Annotated in this window: 15 protein-coding genes and 1 pseudogene; 9 read left to right on the top strand and 7 right to left on the bottom strand. The window is 56.9% G+C overall.

The features are described from left to right. Positions 1-145 precede the first annotated feature (145 nt). The 3 genes from ABS769_RS11540 (at position 146) to ABS769_RS11530 (ending at position 2,709) form a co-directional block, all read left to right on the top strand. The gene (locus ABS769_RS11540; RefSeq protein ID WP_317061847.1) at positions 146-1,537 is read left to right on the top strand and encodes a site-specific integrase; all 1,392 of its coding nucleotides are present in this window, start codon (positions 146-148) and stop codon (positions 1,535-1,537) included. 116 nt (positions 1,538-1,653) lie between these two features. Then, positions 1,654-2,262 carry a hypothetical protein gene (locus ABS769_RS11535; RefSeq protein WP_317061846.1) on the top strand — a complete coding sequence of 203 codons (609 nt, stop codon included), beginning with the start codon at positions 1,654-1,656 and terminating at the stop codon, positions 2,260-2,262. Between the two features lie 54 nt (positions 2,263-2,316). Beyond that, on the top strand, positions 2,317-2,709 hold the full coding sequence (locus tag ABS769_RS11530; protein WP_317061845.1) for a hypothetical protein: 393 nt from the start codon (positions 2,317-2,319) through the stop codon (positions 2,707-2,709). Between the two features lie 16 nt (positions 2,710-2,725). Here the strand turns inward: ABS769_RS11530 and ABS769_RS11525 are convergent, their stop codons facing one another. From ABS769_RS11525 to ABS769_RS11515, 3 genes are all read right to left on the bottom strand, one after another. Then, positions 2,726-3,226, bottom strand: a complete 501-nt coding sequence (locus tag ABS769_RS11525) for a hypothetical protein (RefSeq protein WP_317061844.1) — start codon at positions 3,224-3,226, stop codon at positions 2,726-2,728. A gap of 70 nt (positions 3,227-3,296) precedes the next feature. Next, the gene (locus ABS769_RS11520) at positions 3,297-3,686 is read right to left on the bottom strand and encodes a hypothetical protein (protein ID WP_040940231.1); all 390 of its coding nucleotides are present in this window, start codon (positions 3,684-3,686) and stop codon (positions 3,297-3,299) included. Further along, positions 3,686-4,546 carry a hypothetical protein gene (locus ABS769_RS11515; RefSeq protein WP_317061843.1) on the bottom strand — a complete coding sequence of 287 codons (861 nt, stop codon included), beginning with the start codon at positions 4,544-4,546 and terminating at the stop codon, positions 3,686-3,688. Before ABS769_RS11515 ends, ABS769_RS11520 begins: the two co-directional genes overlap by 1 nt. Before the next feature lie 111 nt (positions 4,547-4,657). On the opposite strand from ABS769_RS11515, the gene ABS769_RS11510 reads away from it, so the two are divergent. The 3 genes and pseudogenes from ABS769_RS11510 to ABS769_RS11500 all read left to right on the top strand — a co-directional run bounded on the left by ABS769_RS11510 (position 4,658) and on the right by ABS769_RS11500 (position 6,269). Further along, a complete protein-coding gene (locus ABS769_RS11510; protein ID WP_046342073.1) occupies positions 4,658-5,044 on the top strand; it encodes a helix-turn-helix domain-containing protein in 387 nt (128 codons plus the stop codon). Between the two features lie 91 nt (positions 5,045-5,135). Then, positions 5,136-5,282 (top strand): annotated as a pseudogene (locus tag ABS769_RS11505) (DUF4236 domain-containing protein); the annotation flags it as partial. A 144-nt stretch (positions 5,283-5,426) separates the two neighbouring features. Then, positions 5,427-6,269, top strand: coding sequence for a hypothetical protein (locus tag ABS769_RS11500; RefSeq protein WP_228428469.1), 843 nt, complete (start codon positions 5,427-5,429; stop codon positions 6,267-6,269). Positions 6,270-6,294: 25 nt separating this feature from the next. On the opposite strand, the gene ABS769_RS11495 is transcribed toward ABS769_RS11500, so the two are convergent. Genes ABS769_RS11495 through ABS769_RS11485 form a run of 3 tightly spaced genes read right to left on the bottom strand, consistent with a single transcriptional unit; the run spans position 6,295 to position 9,716 of the window. Continuing rightward, positions 6,295-8,232 (bottom strand): helix-hairpin-helix domain-containing protein, encoded by a 1,938-nt coding sequence (locus ABS769_RS11495; protein WP_317061842.1) that lies wholly within the window; start codon positions 8,230-8,232, stop codon positions 6,295-6,297. Beyond that, a complete protein-coding gene (locus ABS769_RS11490) occupies positions 8,233-9,042 on the bottom strand; it encodes a PP2C family serine/threonine-protein phosphatase (protein ID WP_317061841.1) in 810 nt (269 codons plus the stop codon). Further along, positions 9,042-9,716, bottom strand: a complete 675-nt coding sequence (locus ABS769_RS11485) for a vWA domain-containing protein (RefSeq protein ID WP_317061840.1) — start codon at positions 9,714-9,716, stop codon at positions 9,042-9,044. Before ABS769_RS11485 ends, ABS769_RS11490 begins: the two co-directional genes overlap by 1 nt. Before the next feature lie 167 nt (positions 9,717-9,883). Here ABS769_RS11485 and ABS769_RS11480 point away from each other — a divergent pair, with 167 nt between their 5' ends. The 3 genes from ABS769_RS11480 to ABS769_RS11470 all read left to right on the top strand — a co-directional run bounded on the left by ABS769_RS11480 (position 9,884) and on the right by ABS769_RS11470 (position 13,105). Next, positions 9,884-10,459: a hypothetical protein gene (locus tag ABS769_RS11480; RefSeq protein WP_317061839.1), complete on the top strand. Its 576-nt coding sequence runs from the start codon at positions 9,884-9,886 to the stop codon at positions 10,457-10,459. Between the two features lie 395 nt (positions 10,460-10,854). Beyond that, positions 10,855-11,343, top strand: a complete 489-nt coding sequence (locus ABS769_RS11475; protein WP_162866384.1) for a hypothetical protein — start codon at positions 10,855-10,857, stop codon at positions 11,341-11,343. A gap of 271 nt (positions 11,344-11,614) precedes the next feature. Further along, positions 11,615-13,105, top strand: a complete 1,491-nt coding sequence (locus ABS769_RS11470; RefSeq protein ID WP_350498161.1) for a hypothetical protein — start codon at positions 11,615-11,617, stop codon at positions 13,103-13,105. Positions 13,106-13,424: 319 nt separating this feature from the next. Here the strand turns inward: ABS769_RS11470 and ABS769_RS11465 are convergent, their stop codons facing one another. Then, the gene (locus tag ABS769_RS11465) at positions 13,425-14,240 is read right to left on the bottom strand and encodes a hypothetical protein (protein ID WP_317061837.1); all 816 of its coding nucleotides are present in this window, start codon (positions 14,238-14,240) and stop codon (positions 13,425-13,427) included. Between the last annotated feature and the right edge of the window lie 96 nt (positions 14,241-14,336).

The raw sequence follows: 14,336 nt of genomic DNA, 5'->3' as shown, positions 1-14,336 counted from the left end.
ACCCGGACAGAATAATTTGGGCGCAATTCTATGCGACACCGTTGCGGTAGAGTTTGCCTCAGGAAAAGTAAAAATTCGCCATTTTTGATTGACGAATTGCCAGGCTGTTTTATCACTACTTCCATTGAAACAATGGAAGCAAGCAATGTCCTCTATCGTCCAGCAACAGCTCCGCGATTACATCACCTCCCCGTTTGGGCTCCTACAAATCAAGGATGTCCATGTTGGCAACGTCCGCGCTTCCGAGATCAACATCACGGGTCGCGAAGCTGCGATCCACGCACTAGAACTCTTTGACCGCGCGGATGAGCGCTCTCGGCGGGTGCGCCTCAGCAAGAACCGAACGCTCTACCCCGAGCCCCTGCCCCTCGGCTCGCCAGCGCGCTTGCTCTCGGTCGAGATCTCGGATTACCTCGGGCACCGCGACCGTTGCTGCCTAGCCAAGGAGACCATCGACGCCACGGCCCGCACGTTGAAGTTGCTGCGGATTGCCTGTGGTGACATTCCTGTCTCGCGCATCGACCATGCTCACATCTACAGGCTGTGGGACCTGATGCGTTGGGCGCCACCGCTTCTGCTGTCCGATCCCAAATATCAGGCTTACACGTTCGAACAAGCCGTCGCCCTTGGCAAGGAACTCGGCGTGGCGCCCCCGGCTCCGGCCACGCTTGAGAAGCACCGACGGTTCCTGGTGTCCTTCTTCGGCAAGCTGGTGAAAGCCAAGGCGATTCCCGTGACGCCCATGGATGCTTTCGCTGAGATCAAGAAGGACTTGGTCGTAGACACCAGCAAACCAGAGCGCTTGTTCGACGAGGAAGAGCTTCAGCGCATCTTTTCACCCAAGACGTTCCCGGCCTGGGCCAAGAAGTATCCGCATCGGTGGTGGCTGCCCATGATCTCGCTCTACACGGGCGCACGCATCAACGAGCTCGCTCAATTGAAGGTCGCGGACATCGTTGAGGAGGCCAAGGTCTGGTGCATCCGCATCCAAAAAACGGTCGACGCCGATCTCAGGCATAAGGACCGAGACAGGAGCCGTCAAAGCCTAAAAGGCAAAGCAGCAGTTCGCACCCTGCCTATCCCCAAGCCGCTCCTTGATGCCGGCTTCTTGGACTTCCTGGAGGACATCAAGGCTACTGGCCATCCCAGACTCTTTCCACATCTGTCTGCGGGCGTGAACCGGGAAACGGGTGAGACCAATGCGCGCTACAGCCAAGGCGCGGTGAACCAATTCAGCAGCTACATGAAGACCTTGGGCTTCGGAAAGGGCATCGGCGCTCATGCCTTCCGCCACACGCTTGCCACAGAGCTTCACCACAAGAACGTGTCCGACCAGGACATCGCTCTCATCACCGGCCACTCGCTGCGGAAGAACGTGCCTGTCTTGCACGACGCGTATTTCCACAAAAAGCCCAAGCTCGCCCGGGCCACGCAGATCAAAATCCTGGCGAAATACAAGCCGCCGGTCGAGTTGCCCAAGTATGAGCGTGGCCAGTTCAAGGAGAGCTTGGCGGACCCGAGCAAGTTCTATCCGTAATGTAGAAAAAGCGAAGTAGGTCGCAGAAGAACGGAATCCCAGCTTGTGCTACCCAATTCGTTTTGCACTAATGGTCAACATAGGATTTCTCCCTGCGACCAAAAGGAGTTTGATGCATGTCGAAAATCACCCTGATCAACCAGACCGACGAGACCGTTCGCCTGGCGTTATACCAGAAGCCAATCAGGAACCCCACGCTCGCAACCATTGCTTGGCAAGTCGCTGCACCGCCGCCGGGCGGCAGCTCAACGGTAGACATCCCGTCTGACTTCAGTGTGCAGGCACGCTACTCTAACGATCCGACCAACCCGAGCAATCTGCATACGTCGACCAAGCCGGTGAGCTTTTCGGAAACCGCCGCTGCATTTTCGATCGACCACTTTGTGTTGCAGGACGGTCGCGCGAACGGCGCGGTGATCAACCAGACCTTCACTGATCTGGTCCTCAACGAAGTTCGTGTCATCAATAACTTCAGTATCGGCGCTGAAACCACGATCTACCGCGGTGGCGACGCGATCTACGAAGCACAGGTGATCTGGCCGGGCGGCCTGTTCCTGGAAGATGTTCGCACCAGCATGTATGTGGCTGTCATCTCTCAGTTCACCTACAAGGGCCAGCGCCTGGTGCAGGAAGAACTGAGCTTGACCGAGACCGAAGTCCTGGAAGGCGGCTCGCTCATCGTGACTGGCTCGATGTGGACCGGCTATTCGCTCACGGCGGCCTAAGCCAACGCTGCGTAACGGAATCTCCTCCGTCCCGCTTTATTTGAGGAAGAAGACATGGCATATCCAGATTTCTCTGGCGCTTCAAAAACCAGCGAGAACCCCACCCGGGACTTGCCAACTAACGTGTGGGCCCCAGTGGACGCCAACAGTCTCCAGATCTACTGGCAGCTCGTGGGCGAAGGCTATGAAGTCGCTGTCCAACTCGTTGATGCCGCGTTGCTTGAGCAGGGTGACACAGGGATCATCGTCTGGACGCTTGTCGATGTCACTCATCAAATCTTGCCCTTCTCCCTGTATGACGAGGAGACCAGCCAACTGGTGCTAGGCGGGCGAATTGCGTGGGTGGAAGTTGCGGGAGGAGCAACCAACAATGTTCCCCCTCAGCTGTGGATCAGGGATGCTATCTATCCGGGCGGCGGACCTACGCTAGCAGCACGTATTGCGTGAGAAGTGAGATTAAACGTCAACCTGGTGGAACCGCGGAGCGATCCCATGCGCGCTTCGCCCAGCCCACGATGAATGTGGGCACCACGATGACAGGGAGTCCCCAGAGAAACGCGAGGTAGAAGGCCCCGGTAGCGAGCTCACCATAGACAGGGTGTTCCGCGAATTTCCAGCCAAGCACGGCGCAACCGAAGACGGCTGCAAGCCCCACCCCGCCGCCCACGAGCGCCCCCTTTAGGAATCCGCCTTTGCGAAAATAGGGAATGCGGCCGGTCCTGACATGCCAAGCCCAGACCTGCTGGGCGCGGATGTGCAGCATCAGGCAGAACACCAGGAAGCCGGCGATCAGCAGCCCACCTGCGCAGTAGACCAAGCCCATCAGCTGTTGGGTTTTGAAAACAGCGTCGAGGCCTGCTCCAAACAACAGCATGCCCAAAGGCCCGAGAATAACGAAGGGCAGGATCATGGCAGCCGGCCCGGTCGGCGCATAAAGCCGCTGGTAGTTCGCTTGGTGGTTCATTTCTTTTTCTCTGTTAGGAGTAAGACCAAACGGCGTCACGGCAACCGCATGGCAAGTGGTTGGTCGAGGGTCAGCCCGCAGATGTTCCGTCATCGGTCACGTCCACCAGTTCCCAACCTTCGCCCGCCTGCCGGAACTTCATCGTCATCTTTAAGCGCATTTCCTTGGCCTTCGGCGTCGTAGGCTGATCGCCAATGAAGCCCAGTCCATCGACGCTCCCGGAGATCCGACACTCCTGATCACCGTTGGGCAGTTTTGTGCAGGCGATCTCCAGCCCGCTCGCTTCCTTGACTTCGAACCGCCAAGTCTGCTGAAGCGTTGCCTGCCTCCCCTGCTCAGTAAAGAATCGCTCTACTGCTTTGACAGCATCCTCCTTGCTCGGCGCATGCTTTGCACCACAGGCCGACAAGCCCAACGCCAAGAAGGACGCCGAAATCCAAACACGTTGAATGGTCCGCATCACGACTCTCCGTTCTTCTGTTTGGTCAGGTCCACGCCGATGACTTCGTTTCGGTAACCCACCTGGACGCGTTCGACGTCCACCTCGGCGCGCGGGCCTCCGTTCTCCAACCAGACCCGCTTGACGGTGAAGACCACCAGATCGTCCCTGGCATCCCTGCCCTGCTTGAACAATCCGGTGGCCTCGCTTTCACTCATGCGGATCGGAAGATGAAGGTGCCCGGCATGCTGGGGTGTCCAAACAGACCGCTCACTGCGGGCACTGGTCGGGACAAACCCCTCGCCGGTGATGCCCTCTACCTGGAATCCGGTGATCCAAGGAATCGGCACGTAGATATCCAAGATGCCGCGCTGCCGGTCATAAGACGGCTGATCCACGATGTTGGGGCGAACGGCAAAACGCTGGATGCCACGGAAGCGCTCGGCCCGCGCATCAAAGGCCGCGCCATACTTGCGCTCAATGGCTTCCGGCTCCTGAGGGGTGATGCCATTCGGGCCGTTCCGCTTCGTGTCGATCAACCACTCGCCATACAAGCACTGCTCGCGCTCGGTCTTGCTCAACCGGTAGCTGGACCGCGTCAACGCAATCAGCCTCGCATCGCAGGTGTGGTAGCCCGCCGAGGCCGTAGATGCCAACCCAGCGCGGATGTGTTGCGCGCCTGCCAGTTCTTCCTGGTCGAGGTCCCAGTAGGTTCCTTGCGGATCGAGATACGGGCTCTTGGCCCTGTCCGTCGATGCCTGCGGAGCCCCGGTGATGGCCCGCCCAATTTGCTGAAGAAGATTTCCCCTGTCCTGCGCTTGCACCACCATGCTTGCGGCCATCGCGAACGCGCCTATGGCCGCTGCCCACTGCTTCTTCATGCCCTGCTCCTTGCGTCGGGTTGCGACGAACTTACGTGTCACGTAGAGTCTACCCGTGGCGTAAGGCTTCCGTCATGCTCTTTCCATGCCTGCATTGCATCGATTCAGCCTGTGAAGCCCGCCACTCCCGCCCCTCGGGAGATCGTGGCCGCGCGCCTGCGCCAAGCCCGCGAACGACGAGGCCTGAGTCAGCGCGAGGTAGGGATGCGAATGGGCCTGGACAAAGACACAGCGTCAGCGCGGATATCCCGGTATGAATCCGGAGCCATGTCCATCAGCCTCGAGGCTTTGTTCGAGATGGCCGAAGCGCTGGAAGTGCCGCCTGCTTTTTTACTGGCTGGCACCCCTGGGATGGCCGACGCAATTTTGGCATTGGGGGAGCAGAGCCATACTCAGCAAGACCAACTGGCAAAGGTCTTGGTGGCGCTATCTAAGCTGGAGCCCAAGGTGCGTGCTGCGCGCGTCCAAAAGCTGTTGATGCCAAACGCTGACGAATAGCGGAACCATCCGAGGCACCCCGAACCCGCTACTGCAGCGGAGCCACGTGCTATACAAGCATCTGGCACGGAGGCCTAGGGGGGGCCTAAGCATGGGACTTTATCTGCGCAAGAGCGTGAGGGTTGGACCTCTGCGGTTCAACTTGTCGAAGGGCGGGATTGGCGTCTCGGCCGGGATCAAGGGGCTCCGGGTCGGAACGGGTCCGCGAGGTAACTACGTGCATATGGGTGCACGCGGCATTTACTACCGTGCGACCATCCCTTCGGGAGCCACGCGTCCTCGTCCGGTGTCACCACGCGGTTCCGTCCGTCCCGTGCCTGGTGCCCAGCACTCCCTGCCTTCACCCCCACAATCGCCTGAAATTTCGCGCACGCATGGCCCGATGGTCGACATAGATTCGGCCGACGCGACCACGATTGTGGACTCGTCCTCCCAAGCACTGCTGGAAGAGCTCAATACAAAGAAGAAGAGGTGGCGCATGTGGCCAGGCGTCGCTATGGTTTCGGCGCTAGTCCTTTTGATTGCGGCTGGCAACGAAGCCCCGGACTGGGCGCTGGTTATGCTGGCTCTCTTGAGCGTGGGAGCCATTAGCGCAACGCATTTGAAGGACCAACTCCGGAAGACGGTAGTTCTGATGTATGAGCTGGACGAGCCGATGGAGAAGGCGTTGGAAGCACTCCACGCAGGAGCCCACACCATAGCCTCCGCTTATGCCACGTGGCACGTGTCCTCCCACGCCAAGGTCTTCGACCGGAAATACCACGCTGGGGCTGGAACCCTTGTCAAGCGCAAGCCGACGCGCTTTGCCTCAGCGCCGCCTCCATTTGTCAAAACGAACATCAAGACCATCGCCGTCAATGTCGGAACCCAGGCACTCCATTTTTTCCCGGACCGCGTTCTGATCTACGACGCGAATGGCGTTGGCGCGGTGGGCTACAAAGAGCTACAGGTGCTGGTGTCATCCACTCGCTTTATTGAGGATGGCAGCGTTCCGCGTGATGCAACGGTGGTGGATCGGACATGGCGTTACGTCAATAAGAAAGGAGGCCCTGACCGCCGCTTCAAGGACAATCGGGAGCTGCCGGTATGCCAATACGAAGAGGTCGCCCTGCGCAGCGACACCGGCCTCAACGAGCTACTACAGATTTCTCGTCTGGGATCAGCAGCGGGGTTCGCCTCAGCCATTGCGGGCCTATCCCGAGTCATGCCTAGAGAGCTGCCCTAGCGATCGCCTCTGTCAGCAATGACTTTTAAAGAACCCCGGCAGCCCTAGCGTCTGCTGTCCGCTGTGAGAAATCTTCCACCGCGGCACTCATGGCTTCCTCTAAAGACCTGCGACGAGCCATCGCGGCCTGTCGCATCTGGAGAATGGCACTGCGGCCGGCAACCAGGTCTGCCTCGATTTGGGCCCTTCTTGCTTGAATGGTTCGATCTAGATCCGCGACCTGCCTGGGATCGATTGCTGAGTTCGGGTTGAAGTGGAATCGTGCTTCTTTTTCCTGCCGCCACTTCATAAGGCGGTCGGTCAGCGCGGGCCCAAACCCCGGAACGTTTAGAACCGCATTGCGATTCACATCTGCTGCCGTCTCGATGCCAAACGATTCCAGCATGACTTTCTTCGCCGCCCCGATGCCCGGAATAGTGGCTCGCTCAATCTCGAACTGATCCAAGAACTGTTTGCGTGCGATCTGTTCGCGATTGTTGGACAGCGCTCGATAACGCCTTTCTCGTTCCGCATGCAGACCGGCATGCTCATCCCGCAGCGGACGAAGCTGATTCTGCTTCGCTTGAAGCTGAGTGTCCGCTTGCTCCTGCTTCCATCGAGCGACGAGCCCGTCGTATTGGGCTTTCGCTTGCTTATAGCCGGACGCCAGTGGTGCAAAGTCCGAACGGCCACGGCTGTTGACCCACGCGCCCATCGCCCACCCCAGACACGCCCACACGGGGGCTACCACCGCAGAAAGCGCGATGCCAAGCACCACAATAAGCAGCCCCACCAGCCACCCGGTCGTTTTCCAGAAGGTGTGCCTGCGGCCCAATACTTGAATCTGGGGATTGGCAGGCACTACCTTCACCTGTGGCAGCGCATGCATGGGTGGCAACACTGCTGTCGTGATATCTCGCCAAATCGCATCCAGGTTGAAGGGACCGGAGGCCAGCTTGGGAATGACGACCGCTGCACCGCCAAAGAGCGAAATCCCGGCGCGTTCAATTGGACACCATGGGCACTCAGCCAGCCCATTGAAATAGGAATGGGACGGCCTGGAAGAACACCGTTTGAAGTGCTGCTCCAGCTTCGTCAGGGCCTGGACCCAGTCTTCTGCCTTGGGCCGCCCGCCCGGCTTGGCCCCCTCGATGCCAAAGGCCTTTTCCCAGAGGTCTGCAACCCAAGGTGATGCCGCGGCCGGCGAGGCACTCAATGGCGGGGGCTTCATGCGGGTGCGCGCAGTGTCTTTGCCGTAGGCGTAGCGGAACTCAGGGATCGCCTTCTCGATTGGCATGTCGCCCGGCCCGCTGTATCGGCCAGCAAAGGGATGCCGACCGTTCATGAGCATCTGAAAAATCAGGACGGCCAAGCCGAAGTTGTCGTGGTTGGCGGTTCGTGTGACTTGTTTGAAGGCCTTTCCGTGGAGCTCGGGCGGCGTAAAGTCTTGAACGCCGACCTCACAGAGGAAGGTGCGCCCTTGATGCGAAACCTGGAAGCTGTCCGTGTCGATCAGCTTCACGGTTGCATCGGGTGACACCACCCGCACGCCTCCGTGATTGACATCCCCAACCAAGTGACCCGCATGGTGAATAACTGAGAATGCTCGGGCCGTGTTCAAGGCGGCACGAACAACCAGTCTCCAATCGGCCTGGGGAAATTCCGCCAGACGGCTTTTCGGACTGTAGAGCTTATGTATGTCCTTCGACGCACGAAGGTTGGCCATGACGAAGCCACAGACCTTGCCATCGGATTGCCGCAGCACTTCAGTAGGCCAAGCAGTGAGCTGATCCAGCGCAGCGGTCCGAAGGGCAGCCATGGCCACCAGCTTGTCGGCTCTCTCACTGCTTACCGCAGCCAAATAGATTTTGGCAGCCGAGTCCGGCCTCCCCTCGACTTCGAAGACCGTTCCCTCTCCCCCTTTGCCCAGTTGCTTTCCCAGCCGAACCGGTCCGGATTTACCAACCAGAGCAGGTGAAACCACTTAGGCGTCCTCTACTGGCGCCGGTGCGTCTGGCAGCTTCGCCAGCCGACTGGCAAGCAGGAGCGTCTTGTCGTCGTCCGTCCGCTCGCAGATCACTGGCGAGGCAAGATAGGCTTCCAACTTAGAGGACAACTCTTCGCTGTAGCCTGCCCCCTCTAAGGCACGGACCGGCGCGAATATCTTGTCGAAGAAGGGCGAATGAACGCTCTGCGTGGCTTGGTGGAGCACCAAGGCTTCGATGCCATCGGTGAACACCGCGACCTCATCCACCGCGCCCACATTGCAGGAAAACTCCGCGTTTAACACGGCCGCCGGATCGGTGACGAAGACGGTCGTGTTGATGTATTCCCCGTGCTGGGGCCAAAACACATAGGCCCAATCATCGCCGCGAGGGCGAATAACAATGGCCCCGTCGCCCACCTGGAAGAAGCATGTATGCGTCGGGGAGACGATAGCCGCCACCAACGTGCAAGCATACTCTCTGACCTCCAATCCGTCGGCCGCAGCCCTGTGCGCAATACGGGTCGTAACGCCGGCGAGCCAGTTCAAGACCACGTCCCGCGTTATCTCTTCAACGCCATGGCCGTCTTCAAAGTGGTTGCGCACACAATCCCGAATCTCCGACGTCGCTAGCTTCGCACCGGTCTCTGATTGAGATGCACTTCCCGCACCATCCGACGCCACCAACAGCACGGTGCCGTGCTCTGGAAAGAATTCCTGTCCATAGGCGTCCTGGCAGTCCGTTCCAAACTTGATGTGGGATGTACCAATGGATGAGGCCGCAACGACGCGCCAATCCTGGAGATCCATTACACGCTGGCCCAGCCGTCCGGGGCAGTGGGGTTGACCAGAGGCACATTATCTCCAGGGGTCGAACGGGACACCGCGCTCATTGAGTTGGACAGCCATTTGAACAGTTCTTTGAACTGGAGGCCCTTGAGATGCAGCGGTGCACGCGAGGAGATTTTGCCAAGAGTGTCCATGTCTGCCCCCTGCACGCCAACCGCGAAGAACTGAAAGTTCTTTGTCGCTTCCCCTTCCCGGACCAAAGCTGCAGCACGTTGCCATGCGTCGGTCGGCGAACCATCGGTGATGAGAAACACCCAAGGTCGGTAGTAGGAAACGCCGTTGGCTTTGTAGATCTCCTTGCGTTGCCGAACCATCTCCAAGCCTTGCTCAATCGCTGCGCCCATTGGGGTGTCCCCGGTGCACGAAAGCACGGGAGGATAGAAGCTATCTGCCGTGACAAAGTCGGTTACGGTCTGGACCGGACCGAAGGTGACGATGGCGACCTCCACCCGTTTGGCGGCGAGTGAGTCCGAGTTCAGTTCTTCCTGAAACTGCAGCAGACCAGCGTTGAGCTGCTCGATGGGCTTGCCGCTCATGGAACATGAGGTGTCCAGCAACAGCAGGCATGCGCACCGGTTCTCTGGGTTCTCCGCAAAATCGCTGGCGCCAAAAGGCACCTGTTCAAAATCGTTCATTACGATGGATCTCCCTGTCCATTGGTTTGAAGCGCCATCATAGCTCCGCCAATCAACCCAATCTATGATGGGCCATGGTGACTCGCCCTACCCCTACCTCATTACCAGCTTGGGCACCGCAAAAAGCTGCGGATTGGGCTCCCCTAGCTGTGTCTGCGGTGATTATCTTGACCATGACGCTAGCGCTAGCGCTTCGCACTGCTGACGTAGAGAGCGCACCAGATAAGACGACAGTAGAAACAGCAGCGAACTCATCAGTGACGCCCCCGCTCAATGCTGGAATACCTGCTTTTTCGACCGAGCGCGTCGGTTCCCTAAGGCTGGTGCCCACCACTCAGCTGCCGCCGGTAAAGCAACCCCTGCAGGCCGACGAGCGATGCCCTCTGTCGTCGCTGCCTAACCCATCCCCTGAGGCCAAGGCGGCTATCAACGCGGGCTGGCACGTCAGTGCGGACATGACGTTCAAAGGATTTCGCTTCGTCATGGTGGACGCCGGTGCGAAGAAGGCTTCCGCTGGCTGCATGGCTATTGGAGCCAGCACTTTGATATTCAATGTCCACGGCCTCATTGCCATTGCTTACGACCGAAATGCCAAGCAGTCGTCCAGGTTGAGTTCGTTAACCATCGGGGAATCTGGTGCCTTACAGCTCGGAGCCTTGAAAGGACCACTTGCTGAGGTCAGGGTCAGTGACCAGCAGATTGCTCTCAAGCGTTTGCCCAAGAGCAAGCTAAAGGGCTTCTGAGGACACGCCCTCGATATGACTCAAGAGTCGCCAAATAACTCTACTCATCCTGCTCGGCGCGTTCACCCTGCTGAGTGAAGCGAAGCACCAATACACCGTCACCAGCCGCTTCGAGAAGGCCTAGAGCTCCGGAACTTTCCAAGTCAGCTACTCCGCAGCTGGCCGAGTCACCGGTGGCAGCACTGTCTGAGCATACGGTAAGCGCACAGCAAACGGACAGCCAACATCTCTGCAGTATGGATGACCTTTCACAGTTCCAGCGAGATGTATTGCTTGTTGCTGTGCCCCGCTAGTCCACTACTGGCAGGAACTAGCCCCCTCTATGCCGGAGCTTCCCACAAAGTGCTAGGATTTACATAGGCCCTGGACTGGCCGGGGTTGCCAAGGAGATGGTAATGAGCTTTCCCGCAGATGTCTTTTATCCCGCTCAAGCTGAGCTTTTGCCCGAAGGGACGTTGCTCTACGCTCGCGATGCGTGGTGGCTGCGATGCAGCCTGGTAGGAACGGCGGAAAATGTGGTGCCGAAGGTGCTGGCCCTGACGGGGGATAGAACTGGTGTTATGACCATGCTCGCGAATTCGGAAGTGCTGGCTGTGAACTCGAAATACGGCTGGGAAATTCGCATTCCTCACCCACTGGATTTAGACTCCGAATCCAAAGTCATCGGATCAATCAGTGTTGGCGAAGGTAGCCTGATCGGAATCTGGGGGCACATTTACGGTGACACGGACGCACTGTATTGCATTGCTCCGGATGGCACTGCAGTCGCCAATGACCTAATCCCTTGGTCCGCGAAAGTAAGGTATCCCGTCTACCACGTGTGGCTGCAAGAACGTCGGACCGGCAAGCTGATTGGCGACGCCCCGCTGTTCAGCAAAGAATAGTAGTTAATCGTTACCTGCTGCCTTGGCAGCAGGTTCTACTAGCCTCCCATGAGCAGAATTTTCGCATCAGCCCATATACTGACTGCGCCATAAGCCTGCAAAAAAGAGGCCGAGACTCGGAAAATCACTCGCTGCATAGGAATCACAGAAAGCCAATCTTTGTCAGTTATTAGACGTTCGAGGACTGCCAATCCGCAGCCATTAATTTATTGCGCCAGCCTCATTTCGAACAAGTAGAGAGACAATATGAGCCTACCGAAGGAGGCCAGATGTGACCTACAACCAGCTTGCCAAGATTGCCTCTTCCTATGGGCTGCGAGATTCCATCATTCATATCTGGGCATACAGCTTACATGTCGGTTATGGACACAACCTCCCATTTGAGTATGCGCACTCGCGGCAAGGTTTTCAAAATCAAATGAAGCCGAGCGTCCAGGAGTTCTACCTGGACCTCTACCTCAAAGAGGTGCTTCTTCACGCAGGTGCTTCGAAAGGCGCGCGCCGCTCGCTACGGGACTGGAATGACCTTGGCACACTCCATAACGCTATTCGCAGCTACAGCGATTTCAAAGCAAAGTGTGACTTAGACATCTGGACCACAATGCACCGTATCGGGCATCAACAGTTGCCTCATTTCGATCGCTTCGGATCCTCATATCTTGGACGCTACTGGTCTCTCTACAAGCGTGGTCACCTCTCCGACGTCGTTTACAACGCATTGGGCCTAACATCCGAAGATTACTTTCTCTTCGCCGGAGCCACCCAAGCGCTCTTCATGAGCAACTATGAAGTCCCGTTACTGCCACAGCTGACCGCACTCGACTTGGACGTCGCGGCAGTGACAGCAAGGGTAGCTGCGATAACTGCCACGCCCACGCTGTTGCGTAACCGCTGCCTCCTGGATGCGCGCCATGACTCGTCCTGGGACTACACCCCTAACCCTGTAGCGGTGAAACCCCTAATCCTACTTCGATCCGACGCCCCGGCTAGGCTGTCCTGTCCACGCCCGTCACTTCTGGGCAAGCGACTACTCGCAGGACTCTTTTATGACCTTGCGAACGCGGAAGGCTTTGCCCAAGCCTACGGGGATGCATTCGAGGATTTGGTGGGCGACTGCTTTGGCCACCTCACGGGCACGACGATCGCTGAGCGCCCCACCCCCTACACCGTGGCAGGTTCACAGCGACACGGTAGCGACTGGATTCTCAAAGACGCAGCCACCACTGTCTTCGTGGAATGCAAGACCATGAGGATGCCCATCTCGGCACAGCTTGCGGCTAGCCCTGGCGATTTGGAGCACGGCCTGAAGCGCCTAGCCCAAGCCGTAGTCCAGAATTACCGAAATATCATCGACGTGACGTCAAACCACGTAGGAATCAAACTGCCAGATGGGCCAATCTATTCCCTAATTGTCACCCTTGAAGACTGGATCCTATTTGGTCAGAAGGCAGTAGACGCCCTTACCAGACTGGTGGCGCAGGAGCTATGCGAGCGCGGGATGGGTGCCAGTATCGCGCAACGTTACCCATTTGCCATTGTCGGATGCGCGGCATTGCCACGGGTGGTCGACTCAATCAGCGAGCATGGGCTACATATCTTCACGGACAAAGCCTCTCAGCGATTCAACGGCTACTTTTTTCCGCAGTTTTTGGACGAGGCTAACCTATTCAGCAAGGGGCCGGCGGCCGCAATGTTTGACGGCGAATGGAAAGATTTGATGGAGCGCCTCAGAATTCGATTCCCGATGGCATCGGGTCAATAATCTGACAACTGTGGAACATCGCCTTTATCGCGCCTACTTTCGACGCGCCCATTCCTCTTCACTAGAAATTATCACGAAATCAGAACCAACCGACCTTTCTACCTGCTCTAATTCCTCATGTTGCGCTATCGAAGAACCATCCAAAAACACATCCGGCATGGGCTCAGGATAGTCGTCATAACCTCTCCTAGTCAAAAACTTTGAGTAGAACCAGTCACGAAGCCCACAAGGTGGAACACGTCTCCCCGCCTCTATCATCCACTCTCTCCTATCATCCGCCCCAGCCATGTTTAGATCCCGATTGCCTAACAAGATAAATTTAAAGATTTTTGCTATGGAGATAGGCTATCAGAGTATTCCACGAATGGCTATCAGGCCTCATATCAAACTCCATCATCCGCTCGAAGCCAAACTCATCCCACAAACCAGGATCTTGCCTAACAACATCTGAAACTTTCTTACATCCCTTGAATCTTGGATCCCTCATTTCTTCACGAAAAAGCGGCGCGTCGAACCCGAATTTCGGGCACACTCTATAGCCACAATACCCAGATTTTGGTTGGGTATGACGAAAGCGATCATACCCCCCCGCAGCGAATAGCCTGACTGATTTAATGCCAACTCGGAAAGCTGTGAGTAGCGAAAGCGATATCGCGATGGTGCCAATAAGTTGCCTTGAAAAATTCTCATCAAACTTCAAGTGATCCATGTATAGAGACTCACCAAAAAAGTCAAAAGGACTAGCTTTAAATATACCAACTCGGACATCTTTAGTAGTTAAACCGCGAACGAAACTAATTACATAGACTCCTAACGGAGCCTCTAAGGATTTTCTTTGCCCGTAGCGTTTAGACCACGTCTTTGTGTGTTCATAAGCACCAGCATTATTGAAGACCATAAAGAGCCTACAGAAGTCGACAGGATTTAAATTGAATACCCCGACCTTTCTTTGCTCAACAAGCCCATCCCCCAGAAATGAAACGTTGTGCGCACTCAGATACTGGCCTGCAATCTCATGAGATGAAATGGAAGCATACAAGCCACTCAGACGGTCTTGGTAATAACTTAATTGCGACCCGGAAATTTCTGAGGGCCCGAATCTTGAAAAAATCTTTTCCCCAATACCCACCGTCATCCCTCTTAATGGCTTGTGATTTTCGAGGGCATCCCCTTACGACACTACGGAACCCACTTTCAATATCGATCTAATGTTCTAGGTCCCGGAAAAATG

This window comes from Xanthomonas hortorum, from assembly GCF_040279205.1.
GTDB lineage: Bacteria > Pseudomonadota > Gammaproteobacteria > Xanthomonadales > Xanthomonadaceae > Xanthomonas > Xanthomonas hortorum_F.
This window is presented reverse-complemented; position numbering and strand designations above follow the sequence as displayed.

Bases quoted from the DNA above. Each gene is read 5' to 3' on its own strand.
- ABS769_RS11530 (WP_317061845.1), top strand. From the start codon at position 2,317: ATGGCATATCCAGATTTCTCTGGCGCTTCAAAAACCAGCGAGAACCCC.
- ABS769_RS11475 (WP_162866384.1), top strand. From the start codon at position 10,855: ATGAGCTTTCCCGCAGATGTCTTTTATCCCGCTCAAGCTGAGCTTTTG.
- ABS769_RS11500 (WP_228428469.1), top strand. From the start codon at position 5,427: ATGGTCGACATAGATTCGGCCGACGCGACCACGATTGTGGACTCGTCC.
- ABS769_RS11525 (WP_317061844.1), bottom strand. From the start codon at position 3,226: ATGAACCACCAAGCGAACTACCAGCGGCTTTATGCGCCGACCGGGCCG.
- ABS769_RS11540 (WP_317061847.1), top strand. From the start codon at position 146: ATGTCCTCTATCGTCCAGCAACAGCTCCGCGATTACATCACCTCCCCG.
- ABS769_RS11515 (WP_317061843.1), bottom strand. From the start codon at position 4,546: ATGAAGAAGCAGTGGGCAGCGGCCATAGGCGCGTTCGCGATGGCCGCA.
- ABS769_RS11465 (WP_317061837.1), bottom strand. From the start codon at position 14,240: ATGACGGTGGGTATTGGGGAAAAGATTTTTTCAAGATTCGGGCCCTCA.
- ABS769_RS11485 (WP_317061840.1), bottom strand. From the start codon at position 9,716: ATGAACGATTTTGAACAGGTGCCTTTTGGCGCCAGCGATTTTGCGGAG.
- ABS769_RS11535 (WP_317061846.1), top strand. From the start codon at position 1,654: ATGTCGAAAATCACCCTGATCAACCAGACCGACGAGACCGTTCGCCTG.
- ABS769_RS11520 (WP_040940231.1), bottom strand. From the start codon at position 3,686: ATGCGGACCATTCAACGTGTTTGGATTTCGGCGTCCTTCTTGGCGTTG.
- ABS769_RS11490 (WP_317061841.1), bottom strand. From the start codon at position 9,042: ATGGATCTCCAGGATTGGCGCGTCGTTGCGGCCTCATCCATTGGTACA.